9 protein-coding genes are annotated in these 17,319 nt (G+C 56.8%); 7 read left to right on the forward strand and 2 right to left on the reverse strand.

Going from position 1 to position 17,319, the window contains the following annotated elements; translation table 11 throughout:
- The first annotated feature begins 55 nt into the window (after positions 1 to 55).
- Positions 56 to 1,312 (forward strand): S8 family peptidase, encoded by a 1,257-nt coding sequence (locus tag KI787_08665; GenBank protein MBV6630023.1) that lies wholly within the window; start codon positions 56 to 58, stop codon positions 1,310 to 1,312.
- Positions 1,313 to 2,221: 909 nt separating this feature from the next.
- On the opposite strand, the gene KI787_08670 is transcribed toward KI787_08665, so the two are convergent.
- On the reverse strand, positions 2,222 to 5,398 hold the full coding sequence (locus KI787_08670) for a TonB-dependent receptor (GenBank protein MBV6630024.1): 3,177 nt from the start codon (positions 5,396 to 5,398) through the stop codon (positions 2,222 to 2,224).
- Positions 5,399 to 5,645: 247 nt separating this feature from the next.
- Here KI787_08670 and KI787_08675 point away from each other — a divergent pair, with 247 nt between their 5' ends.
- From KI787_08675 to KI787_08700, 6 genes are all read left to right on the forward strand, one after another.
- The gene (locus tag KI787_08675) at positions 5,646 to 6,776 is read left to right on the forward strand and encodes a deoxyguanosinetriphosphate triphosphohydrolase (protein MBV6630025.1); all 1,131 of its coding nucleotides are present in this window, start codon (positions 5,646 to 5,648) and stop codon (positions 6,774 to 6,776) included.
- Positions 6,777 to 7,080: 304 nt separating this feature from the next.
- Positions 7,081 to 11,532, forward strand: a complete 4,452-nt coding sequence (gene gltB, locus KI787_08680; protein MBV6630026.1) for a glutamate synthase large subunit — start codon at positions 7,081 to 7,083, stop codon at positions 11,530 to 11,532.
- 124 nt (positions 11,533 to 11,656) lie between these two features.
- Positions 11,657 to 13,060, forward strand: coding sequence for an FAD-dependent oxidoreductase (locus tag KI787_08685; protein ID MBV6630027.1), 1,404 nt, complete (start codon positions 11,657 to 11,659; stop codon positions 13,058 to 13,060).
- Between the two features lie 9 nt (positions 13,061 to 13,069).
- Positions 13,070 to 13,780, forward strand: coding sequence for an orotidine-5'-phosphate decarboxylase (gene pyrF, locus KI787_08690; protein ID MBV6630028.1), 711 nt, complete (start codon positions 13,070 to 13,072; stop codon positions 13,778 to 13,780).
- On the forward strand, positions 13,777 to 14,835 hold the full coding sequence (hemE, locus tag KI787_08695; GenBank protein MBV6630029.1) for a uroporphyrinogen decarboxylase: 1,059 nt from the start codon (positions 13,777 to 13,779) through the stop codon (positions 14,833 to 14,835). The genes pyrF and hemE overlap by 4 nt, the downstream gene beginning before the upstream one ends.
- A 139-nt stretch (positions 14,836 to 14,974) precedes the next feature.
- A complete protein-coding gene (locus KI787_08700; GenBank protein MBV6630030.1) occupies positions 14,975 to 15,559 on the forward strand; it encodes a DNA-3-methyladenine glycosylase I in 585 nt (194 codons plus the stop codon).
- A 117-nt stretch (positions 15,560 to 15,676) separates the two neighbouring features.
- Here KI787_08700 and KI787_08705 read toward each other — a convergent pair whose 3' ends face one another.
- On the reverse strand, positions 15,677 to 17,293 hold the full coding sequence (locus KI787_08705) for an OmpA family protein (protein MBV6630031.1): 1,617 nt from the start codon (positions 17,291 to 17,293) through the stop codon (positions 15,677 to 15,679).
- Positions 17,294 to 17,319: the final 26 nt, after the last annotated feature.

Raw genomic sequence — 17,319 nt, forward strand, 5'->3', positions numbered from 1 at the left:
GCTCCCAGAGGACCGGGAGCGCCATACAAATCTGGATACACACGAGGACCGTGTAATGAAAGGACTTCTCCGCTTAACGGCTGGCGCCACCCTGTTGGGCGCAAGCACTCTGGCCCAAGCGGGCCTGTTTAGCCAAAGTGAACCCGAGATGTACATCGTGCAGCTCGAGCCCAGCGCACTCGTCGGCCAAACCATTTCCGAGGCAACGGCCGCCGTGCTAGGCCTGGTTGGCGCTGAAGGCGCCGTTTTCGAGTACGACACCGTGCTGACCGGTTTCGCGGCTCCCCTGACCGAGCGCCAAGTCCGCTTGTTGAAGCGTCTGCCTTTAGTCAGCGCTATTGAAAAAGATTCCATCGTTCAGGCTACGGGCACGCAAAATAACCCGATCTACGGCCTGGATCGCATTGATGAGTACAACCGCCCTACCGATGGTGTGTACCAATACCCAGCCAGTGCTGGCGCTGGCGTTCACGTTTACATCGTGGACACAGGCATCAACGCGGATCACGTCGAGTTCACGGGTCGCATTGGCCAAGGTCAAAACTTCGTCAGCGACGGACCTGGAGGCCTCGCCCGGCTGCTACCGCTGCCGGTACCTCTTCCGCTCGATATCTTTGGCCTGCTCGGTGGCGGCGTTGATCCCGAAGCTTGGGATGATTGCAATGGCCACGGCACCCACGTTGCCAGCACCGCTGGTGGTACCCAATGGGGTGTAGCCAAACAAGCAACACTGCATGCGGTTCGTGTGTTGGGCTGCTCTGGCTCTGGCTCTACTTCGGGCGTCATCGCCGGCATGGAATGGGTCGCAGAAAATGCGGAGAAACCCGCCGTGGCCAACATGAGCTTAGGTGGCGGGTCTTCTGCAGCTTCTGACGCTGCTGTACGCGCCCTTTACAATGCTGGCGTGGTTCCAGTTGTTGCCGCTGGTAACGACAACGCAGACGCCTGCAACAGCTCCCCAGGTCGTGAGCCACTGGCGTTCAACGTCGTTTCCTCGGATAGTCAGGACCGTGAGTCTAGTTTCTCTAACCACGGCACCTGCACCGACATCATCGCTCCTGGTTCCAGCATTGTCGCAGCCAGCCACACCAGCAACACCGGCTCTGCAACCTTGAGCGGCACCTCCATGGCAGCTCCGCATGTCGCCGGCGCCGCGGCCTTGATTCTGGGCGAAACGCCCAGCCTGTCCGTAGCCGACGTCTACTCCACGCTGCTATCGAATGCGACTCCAGGCAAGATTGCCCTGAGCCCAGCCAACGTCGGAACACCGAATTTGCTGCTGAACGTCTTCCCCGAAGGCGCAAAAGACTAATCACAATCACTGGCAGCCTGAGCTGCCATGACGGCATGATTTCAAAGCCCCGCCAACCGCGGGGCTTTTTTTATGCGCTTCAAAGCACAGAGCCCTTTTGCTCTCCGGCGTTAAGACTGCCGGCCAAACCTAGAAACATGTGCGTTTAGTTCGAAACGCCTCTGTAAAAACAGCAACACGAACGCGCTAGCACGGGCAAAGCCAACGACGTATCGACTTGCCACGCCCATGGACAAATGCGAATCAGCCGCATGACCTAGATGTGTTTTCCCATCGAAGATCGTGATTCACTTTTTCCAGGCTGTGCGTGCGCGACTAGCCTTTTGGAAGACTGCAAGCGCTGTAACCCGCAATTCACACAGGCCAACAGGCGCTTTGGAAAATTACCTAGCATTGACACGCTAACGCTGAGGCCGGCGGCCGGAACCTCACCGTCCTGTTAACAACGGACAAGGCGTTTAGTTTTACTTCTCACCGCCTGCGACCCATCATTTAGGGCGAGTCAGCTTTGTGCTACGCGCTAAGCACATACTGCGAAAACACGGGCCTCACCCCCTTGGCATTCCTCTGGGACAAAGCTTAAGAAACAGCGAGGTCGCGGCATACATCCACGCTTAGCGAAGGCCTCAGATGGCGTGTCGCGATCGAACTATGATGCTCGGGACGCGCGGTTTGGGGGTCCGGACTCCGCTTAGCACTTTGCGCCTAAAGCGCGCTAGGGCACGGACTGTCGCGAGACATAAATGGAGTCTAGAGTGCGCCTACGTTTGCTCCGAGTAACAGCAAAGCCTCCGGCTCTCAATAAAAAAGCCCCACCGTTTCCGGCAGGGCTTTCTCAGGACTTAAGCTGCTGACTGCTGCTTAGCGCGGCCTGTTCACAGCCACTTTTTCAGCCAGTACTAAGTACGATCAGTTGAAGTCTAAGCGCGTGCTCAGGTACAGCTGACGGCCGCCTATGCGATAGGTATCCGTATCTGTTTGAGCGTTGAACTCACCAACAATGAACTCAGGCTGCTCATCAAACAGGTTATTGATACCGAAAGACACCATCGCCGTGCTGTTGAAGAAGTAACGGAATGCCGTGTCTACATAGTAGGTCGCCGAAACATCACGGGAGAGATCAGCCGTCAGCTCTTCGGTCACTCCACCGATGTAATCGACGTTCAGCGATGCCCCGTACTTCTCGAAGCCCCAATCCACAATGGCGTTGGCGCGATACTCCGGATAGATACCGCGAGTCAGGGCTTCCACATCATTTACGAACTGCCCTACGGCATCGAATGGCGTAGTCACCGTGGATTCACGTTCCTCTAACCGCGTCACCATCACCCGGGAGTTAAAGCTACCCACGCGAGTATTCAGGACGTGATTAAAGGCAAAGTCGATACCCTTGGCGGTTTCTTTACCAATGTTCTGCTGCAAGGCAACAACCGCGTTGATCTGTCCATCCGCAAATCGCGTGATGTTGGAGCAAGCCGCGTCGTTCAGCTCTAGAACACAGCGCTCCACAATTGAGCGCTCGGAGATCGCAGCAATAGCGTCCTCCAGCTCAATGGAGAAGTAATCCAGAGTGAATGAGCCTCCGGGGATAAAGTCCGGATCCCACACCACGCCGATGTTGAAGGTATCACCCTGCTCCGGTGCAAGATCAGGATTACCACCAATCCGACCACGCGGCTGCGCGTTGGACTGGAAGTACCCACCCTCGGGAACGCCGGTTTGCGTACATTGAGCTTGCTGCTCTGGCGTCAGAGTGTTGTACACGTCGTTGTCTGGAGCATCAATATTCCCAGTTGAGCAGGGATCAACGTACAACGGGAAGTTATCAGACTGCGGAGAGAACAACTCTAGAATCGACGGTTCGCGGAACACCTCAGCGAAGCTGGCCCGAACAACCACAGACTCGATGGGCTGCCATAGCGCATTCACCTGGAACACGTTATTGCTGCCAACGGTGGAGTAGTCGTCTTGGCGGAAACCAAAGCCAAGCTCCAATGCCTGGGCAAAAGGAGCGCCGCTAAGCAGCGGAGCCGAAATTTCGATGGAAATCGAATCTACATCGTAACCACCGGCCAAGCCTTCACCGGCATTACCGGTGACCGCTTCTGTTGCTTTACCGGAATCTGGGGTGTAGCTAAAGAACTCCTCCCGAGTTTCCAATGCAATAGCGGCGGTGAGCTCGCCACCAGGAAGAGGCATGATGGGGCCTGCAAAGGACAGGTGACCAAAGTTACGCGTGCCCTGGAAGAAGTCCACCAAATCCGCCTGAACGTAGTTCAGCATTTCGGGCGTAATCGTGCCCACATTGCCGAACAGGTTCAGAGGTACGCAATTCGCGATAGGAGCATCTGGTGTGCCGCAGGTAATGGTGCCGTCGGCTGCTTGGAAGGATGGGCCTAAAGCATTTTGCAAACGGGATCCAACGAATTGACCACCGTCAACATCGGTTTGCTGGAAGCGGCCATATTGGTAAAAGGCCTCCCAGTCCCACATATCTACGAACCCGAGCTCTCCTCGCGCACCAACCGTAATCTGATTCAGTGAACGCTCCTGGGTGAAGGAACGGCCTCCGACCTCAGCAATCCGACGACGAATGTCGCCAAGGTCTACCCCAAACGGATTGTAAAAGTTGGATGCGGGAATCGTACCGGGAGGATCAAACAGGGAGAAATATGGCAGTGGTGCCAAAGCCTGATCCGAGGTACGACGTGCATAGCGAGCTTCGGCGTAGACCTCAACCCCATTCTCCAGGAGATAATCGCCCGAGAAAAAGGCGTTATTCCGGATGAAGGGTGTCTGCAGGAAGTTAACAGGGCCGAAGTTGAAAGCATCCTCGGGCACGCGAGTCCGCGGCTGGCCATCTTCGCCAATAGTATAAATACCGGCTTCGAAGGGGCCACCTTCAGGCACGTTAAAGAAACCATTCAACTGAGCCGAGCTGCCGCCCACCACGATGCCAACGTCGCCATCGCCATCAATATCACGGTTGAAGGCGCCAAAACCTGCAGCAGCAACGTCATCTAAGTCTGTGAATGACAATGCATCTCGCAGATATCCCTCGCTTACGTTGCCTTGGTAAAACTCATTCTGGCGGTTGTACTCAAAACCAGCCGTGAATCGGCCCTTTGCACTGGCCCCGCCAATCACGATGGAGGCGCGATAGTTTTCACCATCGGTGCCCTCGAGGTTGGGGTCACCAACTTCAGCCGCCGCAGGGTTGGTTTCAAGGCCTGGATACGTACTCGCAAAGGCGTTAATTTCTACGCCTTGGTGATCACGTCGGGTGATGATGTTCACCACCCCAGCTACCGCGTCAGCACCATAAATAGCAGACGCCCCCTGCGGGAGAATTTCAATTTTCTCAACAATTGCCAGGGGAATGGTCGAGAAATCGTTACCTGAAATATCGCGACGACCGTTGATCAACACCAGCGTGCGCTGACGCCCAACACCACGTAAGTCGACAGAGGTTGAGCCATCACCGCCGTTGTTCGTACGACTGGAAAGCGGCGAACCTGTCACCACAGGAAGCTGACGGATCACGTCACCGAGATCCGCCAAGCCGATCCGGTCGATATCAGCACGGCTGACCTCAATCACCGGAGAAGCGCCCTCAATATCCGTTCTCCGCAAGCGAGAGCCGGTGACTGAAATGCGTGATAACGACGTCAACTGGTCTGTTGATTCTTCTTCGGCCGGTGCTGCAGGAGCAGCGGCGACAGGCGCGGCTTCTACTGGAGCAGCCGGAGCCGCCGGCTGTGCCACTTCTTCTGGCTCCGGTGCAACCGGTGCCACTGGCTCCGGCGTGGCTTCTACGACCTCTAAATATTTGGTTTTGAGATATCCCACATCGCCATCTGCAGTTTGCAGCATGGCAAATTCGCCTTCGTAACCTAAGATTTGAAGCTCAGACCCTTGCGGCAGCGTTTTCACAACGGCCGTATTCAGGTCGGGGGCTTCGCGAAGATTAATGCGAATCTTGGTGGTACCGGTGTCAGCATAAACAGCGCTGGATAAACCTAGCGCCATGCCAACCGCAATAGGAATCGTCAGCTTTCGCAGCTGACCCTGCCTTCTCTCGGTCATAAATTTTCTCCCTGTGAAGCGAGTCGATCATTGACAACGCCTCGGATTAAGAATCGCCGTCCCAAAACGGCTGACCTGAATGTACCTGAAGTTTCAGGGCTTGGGATAGGAGTTTTCGCATTCCCATAAATTTTTTTGACTATGGAAATAGCCAAAAGCCATAGCAAGGACTAATGCTGCTTTGCAGCATTGACGGGGCTGGATTGTTCGCGAGTTGACCAGCACACTCAAGATCGGCTCTAACAAGATGCACGTCATGCTTGCTGCTTACGCTGCTCGTCCAGAATCATCACGCGGCCGACGCTATGGTGAAAGCCCCCCCCAGATGCGTTCGGAATATCAGCGCGACCGCGATCGTATCGTGCACTCCTCGGCCTTCCGTCGGCTGGTGTACAAAACGCAGGTATTCGTCAACCACGAAGGTGACCTCTTCCGCACACGGCTGACGCACTCTTTAGAGGTCGCTCAAATTGCGCGCACAATCGCCCGCAACCTTGGCCTGCATGAGGAACTGGTGGAAACCATTGCCCTGGCCCATGACCTGGGCCACACCCCCTTCGGCCATGCCGGGCAAAGCACATTGAATGAATGCATGCGTGACCACGAGGGCTTTGAACACAACCTGCAAAGCTTGCGGATTGTGGACTTGCTAGAACAAAAATACGCCGCGTTTCCTGGGTTAAACCTGAGCTTCGAGGCACGCGAGGGAATTCTCAAACACTGCTCCAAACGCCATGCACGCCATTTGGGAGAGTTGGGTCAGCGCTTTCTCGACAGAAGCTTTCCCAGCGCTGAGGCCCAACTTGCCAATCTGGCGGACGAAATTGCCTACAACAATCACGATGTAGATGATGGCTTGCGCGCCGGCCTGCTGGATTGGTCGGCGCTTTGCGAGATTCCATTGTTTGGCCGCTTTGCCAAACAGGCGGAGCAACAATGTGGCTCCGCCTCGCCTAAGCAAATGCGCCATGAAGTCATCCGCAGGATGATCAATTACTTGGTCGTCGACTTAACCACCGAGTCCGACCGACGCCTCCGCGAGGGGGGGTATCAACATGTGGATGATGTTCGCCAGGCTGGCGCGTCCGTGGTGGCATATTCAGACCATGCAATGGCCGAGTCGCAAGAGCTGAAACGCTTCTTGCACGCTGAACTCTACAACCATCATCGGGTACTGCGGTCCACACGCAAGGCGCAAAGTCTGCTCAAAGGCATATTCGACATTTACGTCGGCCACCCAGAATTGCTGAGTCCCGAACTGAGGAAGGCCGCAGATCAGTACGGCCTCCATCGCGCGGTAGCGGATTATTTGGCGGGGATGACGGACCGCTACGCCATGGATGAATATGAGCGCCTCACCAATCCGCGCCGCCTCTAAGCGTGCCCGGCCCATGCCAAGCCAGGAAACAAACATCAGGCCCGGGTGTTTCTACGGGTGGACGGATGCCACAAACCCAAGCTTGCGGCATAGAGCGCGTCCGAGGCTAGGCTCATCCGCGTAAAGAGTGTGGACTGCTATACTGCGGTCGATCGGCAGACGGGGATTTTGCGAATAGCTCAGAGCCACAAAGGCCCTCACTGAGCGAACGCAAATCACACCCCCTGCCCCCTCCACTCCTCGTAGATGGCCTTCAGGCATTCGCCGCAGGCAGGGCCAGATACGCGACGCAGGAAGGTGCCATATGGACATGAACAGCTTGTATCGCCCTGAGTTTGAACGCGACAGCTGCGGCTTTGGATTAATTGCCCACATTCACAATAAACCTAGCCACTGGTTGGTGAAGACTTCGATTGAGGCGCTCGCTCGCCTCACGCACCGAGGTGCGGTCGCAGCCGATGGCAAATCGGGTGATGGGTGCGGCATTTTGATGAAAAAGCCCGATGGGTTTTTACGTCAGGCTGCTGAGCAGGCCGGTTGGACCCTAGGCGAGCATTACGCCGTCGGTAACGTTTTTCTCAGCCCGGATGACACCATCGCTGAGGAATCGCGCAACGTCGTCAACCAAGCCTTGCGCGACCATGGCCTGGAGCTAGCTGGCTGGCGTGTCATGCCCATAGACACCAGCGTTTGCGGTGAGCAGGCCTTGGCATTACTGCCACAGGTCGAGCAGCTCTTTGTTAACGCCGCGCAAGGCGACAGCCTGTTTGACTTTGAACGCAAGCTATTCCTTGCGCGTCGTCAAGCCGAAAAAGCACTGGAAGCCAGCGACCCGGACTTCTACGTATGCTCACTATCGGCGCGTGTCATCCTCTACAAAGGCTTGGTCATGCCGGCCGCCCTCCCCACGTTCTATAAGGATCTTGCCGACCCCACATTGGAGTCGAGCATGGCGGTGTTCCACCAGCGCTTTTCGACCAACACCCTGCCTCAGTGGCGGCTGGCGCAGCCGTTTCGATTCCTCGCCCACAACGGCGAAATCAATACCATCCAGGGCAACCGGTACTGGGCCAAAGCCCGCGTGGACAAATTCGCCCAGGGCGATATTGAGGACATCGAGGCTATTAAGCCCTTGGTGACCATGTCTGGCTCGGACTCGCAAAGCCTGGACAACATGTTGGAGGTTCTCCTGGCTGGAGGCCTGGACGTCTTTTCTGCCATGCGCATGCTGATCCCTCCTGCATGGCAAAACATTGAGCAGATGGATCCAGACCAGCGGGCCTTCTTTGAATACAACTCCATGCACATGGAGCCCTGGGATGGCCCAGCAGGCATCGTATTCACGGATGGTCGCTATGCGGCCTGCTCCACAGACCGTAACGGCCTGCGGCCAGCGCGCTGGGTGGTCACCGATGACGATCACGTCACCTTGGCCTCTGAGGTCGGCGTTTGGGAGTATTCGCCGGAACAGGTGGTGGCCAAAGGCAAACTCGGCCCCAGCCAGATGATGGCCGTGGATACCGAGCGTGGCGAAGTGCTCACCAGCGCGGAAATCGACAAGCGCCTGGCCGGTCGTCACCCGTATAAGCAGTGGCTCAAAGATCACGTCAAACGATTGGAGTCCAAGCTGACTGAGCATGATGGGGAAGAGCCCACCATGGCTCCGTCGACGCTCAACATTTACCAAAAGCTCTTTCAGGTCACCTTTGAAGAGCGCGACCAAGTGTTGCGGGTGCTCGCCGAAGCGGGCATGGAAGCTGTGGGGTCCATGGGCGATGACACCCCCTTCGCGGTGCTTTCCGAGAAAATCCGTAGCCCCTACGATTATTTCCGCCAAGTCTTCGCGCAGGTGACCAACCCTCCCATCGACCCTTTGCGCGAGCAGATTGTGATGTCGTTGGAGTGCTGCCTCGGCGCTGAGCAGTCGGTGTTCAAGGAAACACCGGAACGTGCGGCACGCTTGTTGGTCGATTCGCCGGTGCTGTCTGAGGGCAAATTCCGGCAACTGCTCAGCCTGGATGATCCGGCCTATGCCCATACCATCCTAGATTTGAACTACGACCAGGAACAAAGCCTGGAAGACGCCGTTCGCGCCCTATGCGATAAAGCTGAAGACGCCGTGCGTAACGGCACTGTCGTGCTCGTCCTCAGTGATCGCTCGGTCAGCCGGGACAAGCTCACCATTCATGCTCTGCTCGCCACAGGAGCCGTCCAACATCGCTTAGTCGATGCGGGCATTCGTTGTGATGCCAACATCGTGGTAGAAACGGCCACAGCGCGCGACTCACACCAGTTTGCCTGCCTCATTGGCTATGGCGCTTCGGTGGTTTACCCCTATCTGGCCTACGAGTGTTTGGCGGACATGATTCGCACCGGCGAAATCAAGAATCGCCAAGCCTCGGACCTTGCCCGCGCTTACCGTAAGGGCATTAATAAGGGCCTTTACAAGATCATGTCCAAAATGGGCATTTCCACCATTGCCAGCTACCGTGGCGCTCAGTTATTTGAGGCGGTGGGACTGGATAAGAGCGTGGTGGAACTGTGCTTCCGCGGCACCACATCGCGGATCGGGGGCACCCGCTTCATCGACTTCGAAACCGACTCCAGAATGCTGGCGAAGTTTGCCTGGAACCCGCGCAAGCCTCTGGAGCAGGGCGGCCTGTACAAATATGTGCAAGGCGGCGAATACCACGCTTATAACCCAGATGTGATTCGTGCACTGCACACTGCAGTACGCTCTGGCGACTACAGCGACTACCAGGTCTATTCAGACATGGTGAACAACCGCCCTGTTGCTGCGCTGCGCGATTTGCTAGCGCTCAAGCCTCAGGATGGAATCTCGCTGGATGAGGTGGAATCGGTAGATGCGATTTTCAAACGCTTCGACTCTGCCGGAATGAGTTTGGGTGCCCTCTCGCCGGAGGCCCACGAGTCCTTGGCCCAAGCTATGAACCGCTTGGGCGGCCGCTCCAATTCCGGTGAAGGTGGCGAAGATCCTGCGCGTTATGGCACGGATCGTATGTCCAAGATCAAGCAAATTGCATCCGGGCGCTTCGGGGTCACACCGCATTACCTGCGCAACGCCGAGGTGCTGCAAATCAAAGTCGCTCAGGGCGCCAAGCCCGGCGAAGGCGGTCAGCTACCCGGCCACAAAGTCAATGAATACATCGCGCAGCTGCGCTACTCGCGGCCTGGCGTGGCGCTGATCAGCCCGCCCCCACACCACGACATCTATTCCATTGAAGATCTGGCGCAGTTGATCTTTGACCTCAAACAGGTCAATCCCAACGCTTTGGTCTCGGTCAAGCTGGTGTCGGGCCCAGGAGTCGGCACCATTGCCGCGGGTGTGGCCAAAGCCTATGCTGATCTGATTACCATTTCTGGCTACGACGGTGGTACCGGGGCCAGTCCGCTCACCAGCGTGCGTTATGCGGGCACACCCTGGGAGATTGGCCTGGCGGAAACGCATGAGACCCTGCGCCGGAATAACCTTCGCGACAAGGTCAGGGTGCAGGCCGATGGCGGCATGAAGACCGGCCTGGACGTGATTAAGGCGGCCATTCTGGGCGCTGAATCCTTTGGTTTTGGTACCGCCCCCATGGTGGCCCTCGGCTGCAAATACTTGCGCATATGCCACCTCAACAACTGTGCGACGGGGGTCGCCACGCAGCACGACGGACTGCGTAAGCACCATTACATTGGTGAGGCCGAAATGGTGATGAACTACTTCCAGTTTGTCGCTCAAGAAGTTCGTCAGTGGCTCGCCAAATTAGGTGTGCCGAGCTTACAAGACCTCATCGGGCGCACCGACTTGCTGGAGATCATTGAGGGTCGCACTGAGCGCCAACGCAACTTGGACCTGCAACCCATCCTCAATGCTTCTAGCTTGGCCCTGGATGCGCCGCACTACTGCGTCACGCCTTCCAACACGCCTTTCGATAAAGGCGAGCTGGCGGCACAAATGGTGGCCGACTGCTTACCAGCCATTGAGTCTGGTAGCGGCGGCCATTTCACCTACACCCTGCGCAATGTCCACCGTTCTATTGGTGCGCGCCTCTCCGGAGAAATTGCTGCTCGGCACGGCAATCAGGGCATGGCCAACAGCCCCATTGTGCTCCAGTTGAAAGGCACTGCTGGGCAAAGCTTCGGCGTTTGGAATGCCGGTGGTTTACATCTAGAGCTCGAGGGCGACGCCAACGACTACGTGGGCAAAGGTATGGCCGGCGGCCGGATTGTTATCCGCCCACCCGCCGGGTCCAAATTTGCCGCCCACGAGGCCGCCATCATTGGGAATACCTGCTTGTACGGGGCCACCGGAGGCAAAATTTTCGCGGCCGGCCAGGCGGGCGAGCGCTTCGCCGTGCGTAACTCTGGCGCTACCGCCGTCGTAGAGGGCCTTGGCGACCATGGTTGTGAGTACATGACCGGAGGCGTTGTCTGTGTGCTGGGTAGCACCGGTGTGAACTTTGGTGCTGGCATGACCGGCGGCTTCGCTTATGTGTTGGACGAAGACCGTCTGTTTGTCGACCGCTACAACCATGAGCTCATCGACATTCACCGCATTGCATCTGAGTCCACCGAGGCTCATCGGAACTTTTTGCGCCAACTCATCCTGGAGCATGCTGAGGCCACGGGAAGTGAGCGTGCGCTGGAGATCCTTGAGGATTTCCGCGATTACTTGCCCAAGTTCTGGCTGATTAAAGCGAAGGCCACAGAAATTGGGGCGCTCTTCGACCAAATACGCGAGGCAGCTTAATCCCCATGCATCGCCATGGGTTAACGACATCACGCCAGAATGCTGGAAGCCCCTTAGGCTCCAGCGCTACTAGCGGCGCTGCAATGTTCCTCTGGGAACAGTTGTGGAACAAGGGATAATAAATATGGCTAAAAACGCACTACAGTTCTTGGATCTGCCCCGCCATGATCCACCGAAGAAACCGGTTGAAGAGCGCATTTTGGAATTCGGCGAAATTTATGGCGAATTCTCTGAAGAAAAGGCGGCCAACCAAGCCGGGCGCTGCTTGTCTTGTGGGAACCCCTATTGCGAATGGAAGTGTCCTGTACACAACTTCATTCCGAATTGGCTGAAACTTGTTGAAGAGGGCAACCTCTTCAAAGCCGCCGAGCTTTCGCATAAAACCAATACGCTGCCGGAGATTTGTGGCCGGGTATGTCCCCAAGATCGCCTATGCGAGGGTGCCTGCACGCTCAATGATGGCTTTGGGGCGGTCACCATCGGCTCGGTGGAGAAGTACATTACCGATACCGCTTTAGACCAAGGCTGGCGGCCTGACATGTCAGAGGTGGTCAAAACCGGCAAGCGCGTGGCCATTGTCGGCGCTGGGCCTGCAGGCCTGGGTTGTGCGGATGTGCTCATTCGCAATGGTGTAGACGCGGTGGTCTTCGATCGTTACCCAGAGATTGGCGGGCTGCTCACCTACGGAATCCCCCCTTTCAAGCTCGAAAAGCATGTCATTACCCGGCGCCGTGAAGTGCTGGAAGGCATGGGGATCGAGTTTCGTTTGAATACGGAAATTGGCAAAGACATCGCGTTCCAAAGCCTGCTCGATGAGTACGACGCGGTCTTTTTGGGTATGGGCACCTACACGGCCATGAAAGGCGGATTTCCCGGCGAAGACCTGCAAGGCGTGAGTGAAGCACTCCCCTTCCTCATTAATAACATCCATAACGAAATGGGCACCTTGGGCGACCAGGCCTTTGACAGTGCCCGTGAGCAACGTGTAGTGGTTCTAGGCGGCGGCGATACGGCTATGGACTGCAACCGCACCTCCATCCGCCAGGGTGCAGCTAAAGTCACCTGTGTGTATAGGCGTGACGAAGCCAATATGCCCGGCTCGCGTAAGGAAGTGGCAAACGCCAAAGAAGAAGGCGTTCAGTTCATGTTCAACCGCCAACCTGTAGAAATCATTGGGGATGGCAGGGTGGAAGGCGTAAAGGTTGTCGAAACTCAGCTCGGCGCGCCTGATGAGCGAGGCCGGCGCCGGCCTGAAGTTATTCCGGGCTCGGAGTCCATCATCCCTGCAGACCGGGTGTTGATTGCCTTTGGCTTCCGCCCCTCACCTGCCAACTGGTTCAACGATTTCGACATTCGCTTGGATGACAGCGGCCGGGTCGTGACACATGGGCACTCTCACAACTTCCAAACCGCCAACCCTAAGGTCTTTGCCGGTGGCGATATGGTGCGTGGTTCTGACCTCGTCGTCACCGCTGTTTTTGAAGGCCGGGAAGCCGCTGAAGGCATCCTGGATTACCTCGAGGTCTGATTCCCGCCCATGCAAACTGCCATTCCCAACCACGAGCGCCTCATTGTGGCCTTGGACCTCCCTGAGGCTGACCAAGCAAAGGAGCTGGTCCGTACGCTGGGCGACAGCGTAAGCTTCCACAAGGTGGGGTTGGAATTGGCGATGACCGACGACTACTGGTGCCTTATCGATTGGCTGCTCGAGAACGATAAGAAGGTCTTTGTAGACCTGAAGTTCTTCGATATTCCAGCAACCGTTGGCCGGGCTGTGCGCCGCTTATCCGAACGTGGTGTGCACCTGTGCACGGTGCACGGTAACCAGGGCATCATGGAGGAAGCCGCTGCCAATAAATCTGGGGACATGGGCGTATTGGCAGTGACCGCTTTAACCAGTTTGGACCGCGGTGACCTCGACGACCTTGGCTTCGCATGTGATGTTGACGCTCTGGTGTTGTCACGTGCTAAACGCGCCTTAGAGGCGGGCTGCGATGGCGTTGTGTCTTCGGGGATGGAGGTTCAGGCACTGCGTGCGGCCGGCTTGCAAGATTTAATTGCGGTAACCCCAGGCATTCGCCCGGTAGATAATCGCCCTAGCGACGATCAAAAGCGTGTCCTCACGCCAGCCCAGGCAATTCGTCAAGGCTCGAACTATCTGGTTGTGGGTCGTCCCATCCGCGATGCAAAGGACCCACGTGAAGCCGCCTTAGCTATCCAAGCCCAAATTGCAGGAGCCGCGACATGACACCAGCCGACCCGCACACCGTGGAGGCGTCACGCTTTTTACGCGCTATTGCCAGACAGCCCGTAGACCGCCCTCCCGTTTGGGTGATGCGCCAAGCAGGACGCTACCTGCCTGAGTACCGGGAAACACGGGCCAGAGCCGGCAGCTTTTTGGATTTGTGCCGGAATGCCGAATTGTGCTCAGAAGTCGTCTTGCAGCCCCTACAGCGATTTCCGCAGCTCGACGCCGCCATACTGTTTTCTGACATCCTCACGGTGCCAGACGCTATGGGGTTGGGTCTGCGTTTTGCGGCTGGAGAAGGCCCAGTATTTGATCGCCCTGTTCGCAGTACAGGGGCAATCCAGGCTTTAGCGATTCCGGATGTAGGCACAGAATTGGCCTATGTGACGGATGCCGTACGCCTGATCAAAAAGGACCTTGATGGACGCGTGCCATTAATTGGTTTCGCCGGCAGTCCCTGGACCATTGCCTGCTACATGGTGGAGGGGCAATCCAGCAAGAACTTTCATCACGTCAAAGCGCTGCGTTTCCAAGAGCCTGCGGCTATGCATCAGCTGCTGGAGAAAATCACCCAGACAACCATCGCCTATTTACAAGCCCAGGTGGAAGCCGGCGCCCAGGTTCTCATGGTGTTTGATACTTGGGGCGGACAACTCAGCACGGCCGACTACCTGAGTTTCTCACTCAATTATGGCCAGCAGATCCGCGCTACCATTCCTGCCGAGATCCCAATGCTATGGTTCACCAAAGGCGGTGGGCAATGGCTAGAACCGCAGGTCAATGCGGGATTTCAGGGCCTGGGCTTGGATTGGACGGTGGATCTTGCCGCGGCCCGTGCCCAAGTTGGGGACCGTGCCTGTCTCCAAGGGAATCTGGACCCAGCGGCATTACTGGGAACGGCCGACATGATTGCCCAGCAAACACAGCAGGTGCTGGATGCAGCAGGACCGGCTCCGGGATACATCTTTAATCTCGGCCACGGCATCACACCGGATGTCACACCCGATGCCCTGCAGGTCGTGCTAGAAACCGTAGATACCCACCGGGTGAGCTGACAGGACAGTACGAGCGTGGCAATGGTCGCGCTTGACGTGACGAGGGCCTAGAACTCCGTCACTGGCGAGATGACTCCAGCGCCAACAAGAGTGCTGCTCTCGTAGTACAGTGAGCCGTGCTTAGGGAGGACACCCACACATGCATGATCTCACCTGCCCTTGGGCGACCAAAACCGATATCGAGCGCCAGTACCATGACGAGGAGTGGGGGCGGCCGACATTCGATGACCGCCGCATCTTCGAATTCTTCGTCCTCGAATCCGCCCAGGCGGGTTTGTCATGGTTGACCATCTTGCGTCGACGACAGGGATATGCCCAACGATTTGCCAATTTTGACCCCGTCCAGGTCGCACAGATGACTACGGCGGATGTGGACGCCGCGGTGCAAGACACCGGCATCATTCGCCACCGCGGCAAGATCGAAGCTGCTATCAACAACGCCCAAGTCTTCTGCGACATGCAAGCCAAACATGGACGCTTTGCCGACTATATCTGGCAGTTCGTCGAAGGCCGGCCCCGCATTAATCGCTGGCGCTCCCAGGAGAATGTTCCAGCCACAACACCAGTCTCCGATGCCTTGTCACGCGACTTGAAGTCAAAAGGCTTTCGCTTTTTCGGCAGCACGATTGCCTATGCCCACATGCAGGCCACAGGCATGGTGAACGACCACCTCGTTCATTGCCCTCAACATGCGATCTGCGCCGAACTTGCTGCCAAGCTCTGAGACCGTCGCTTCAAGCCACCTAGCAACAGCTCAGCAACAGCTCAGCAACAATCAAAACAAAGAGCCAAAAAAAGCCGGGGTCTGGCCCCGGCTTTTTCGCTCAGTCTCAAAGCTTAGTTAATCATCAAGCAGGTGGATTTCTACCCGACGATTCAACGCCTGACCCTCTTCGGTCTGGTTAGTCGCTACGGGTACGCGCTCACCATAACCCTTGGAGTAGACATTGCTCGGCGCAACTCCGCGTTGAACCAGATACTGCCTGACTGAGGCTGCCCGCCTCTCAGAGAGCTTTTGGTTGTAGCTGTCGGAGCCCAGGCTGTCGGTATGGCCCGCCACTTCAATTTTGAGTTCAGGCTGATCCAGCAGTGACTTGGCCACTTTATCCAGAAGCTGTTTGGCATCCGGGAGCAGTACCGCCTTGTCAAATTCGAAGTGAACGTTATTCAGCACCAGAACTTGATCCTTGATCGGACAGCCAACCTCATTGACCTCCAGGCCAGGATAGGTGTTCGGACATTGGTCAATCGTGTCCGGCACTCCATCGCCATCGGAATCTAAAGAGCAGCCCCGTTCATTCACCGGCGTTCCAAATGGCGTGTTCGGACAATCGTCACGGAAGTCCGGCACACCGTCTTGGTCGGTATCGAAGGGACAGCCATGGATGTCCACCTCCGCGCCGAAGGGTGTGTTCGGGCACAGATCCTTGGTATTGATAACGCCATCCTGGTCGGTATCCAGCGGGCAACCCAATGCATCCACATCAGTGCCTTCAGGTGTGTCAGGACATTCATCGACGACGTCAGGAACACCGTCCTTATCCTGATCCAATGGACAGCCAAATTCGTCCACAGCCACATTGGCGGGCGTATTCGGACAGCGATCAAGAAAGTCCGGAACGCCGTCACCGTCCGAATCCAAAGCACAGCCACGCTCATTCACGATGGCGCCCGCCGGTGTATTCGGACAGTCATCACGATAATCGGGCACGCCGTCATTATCGCCATCGGGGGGTGCAGGCGGCCAAGTGCCAAGCTTGGCCCGCAGGCCTACCAGCCCGTGCCAGCCGTAGAAACCTGTCTCGTCAATAGCTCCATCACCTTCCATGAAGTCAACAACATATCGGGCGTCTAAGGTGAGATCGAATATTTGGTTGAGCTTGAGCGCTGCGCCAACACCACCGTGAACACCTACACCAGTCTCATCACTTCCCAGGAAATCGATTTGGCGAAATGAGGCCCCGAAGGTGGGACCGATGAGCAGACGCCCCAGAGGCAGTAGGTAGTGCCCTGTCAAACCGACGCCTAAGCGCTCGAAATCTGAACTAAAGCCACCGCCGGCCACATTACCCACTTCGAGATTGCTGTATTGGCCTTCGACCTGCATAGCGAAGTTCTCAAACAGGGTTTTTCCGAAGCTGACGATCGCGGACACTCCGTTATCGAAATCGTCATCGTCAGCAAAGGTCGCCCCACCAGCCGCACCAATCCAGAAGCGGTCATCGAAGGGCGAGCCAAAATTCGGCTCAGGCGAGTTATTCATTGTTGGTGCTGACCGTGGGCGTGGCGCAGCTGCAGTAGGCTCCCTGCTGGAAGAGCTTTGTTGCTGTGTTCCCCCACGCAGCATCTCTTCGGCCCGCTCATCAATGGAGCGGTCGGACTGCGCCTGGGCCACTCCGACCAACGCCAGCGCCCCAATGCCGAGCGCCCACGCGCGCTGATTCTTGAATGCGACCATGGTCATCCCCTGTAGCTTTGCCATTA

It is taken from the genome of Oceanococcus sp. HetDA_MAG_MS8 (assembly GCA_019192445.1).
Taxonomy (GTDB): Bacteria; Pseudomonadota; Gammaproteobacteria; order Nevskiales; family Oceanococcaceae; genus MS8.

Bases quoted from the DNA above. Each gene is read 5' to 3' on its own strand.
- KI787_08665 (MBV6630023.1), top strand. From the start codon at position 56: ATGAAAGGACTTCTCCGCTTAACGGCTGGCGCCACCCTGTTGGGCGCA.
- KI787_08670 (MBV6630024.1), bottom strand. From the start codon at position 5,398: ATGACCGAGAGAAGGCAGGGTCAGCTGCGAAAGCTGACGATTCCTATT.
- KI787_08675 (MBV6630025.1), top strand. From the start codon at position 5,646: ATGCACGTCATGCTTGCTGCTTACGCTGCTCGTCCAGAATCATCACGC.
- gltB (MBV6630026.1), top strand. From the start codon at position 7,081: ATGGACATGAACAGCTTGTATCGCCCTGAGTTTGAACGCGACAGCTGC.
- KI787_08685 (MBV6630027.1), top strand. From the start codon at position 11,657: ATGGCTAAAAACGCACTACAGTTCTTGGATCTGCCCCGCCATGATCCA.
- pyrF (MBV6630028.1), top strand. From the start codon at position 13,070: ATGCAAACTGCCATTCCCAACCACGAGCGCCTCATTGTGGCCTTGGAC.
- hemE (MBV6630029.1), top strand. From the start codon at position 13,777: ATGACACCAGCCGACCCGCACACCGTGGAGGCGTCACGCTTTTTACGC.
- KI787_08700 (MBV6630030.1), top strand. From the start codon at position 14,975: ATGCATGATCTCACCTGCCCTTGGGCGACCAAAACCGATATCGAGCGC.
- KI787_08705 (MBV6630031.1), bottom strand. From the start codon at position 17,293: ATGGTCGCATTCAAGAATCAGCGCGCGTGGGCGCTCGGCATTGGGGCG.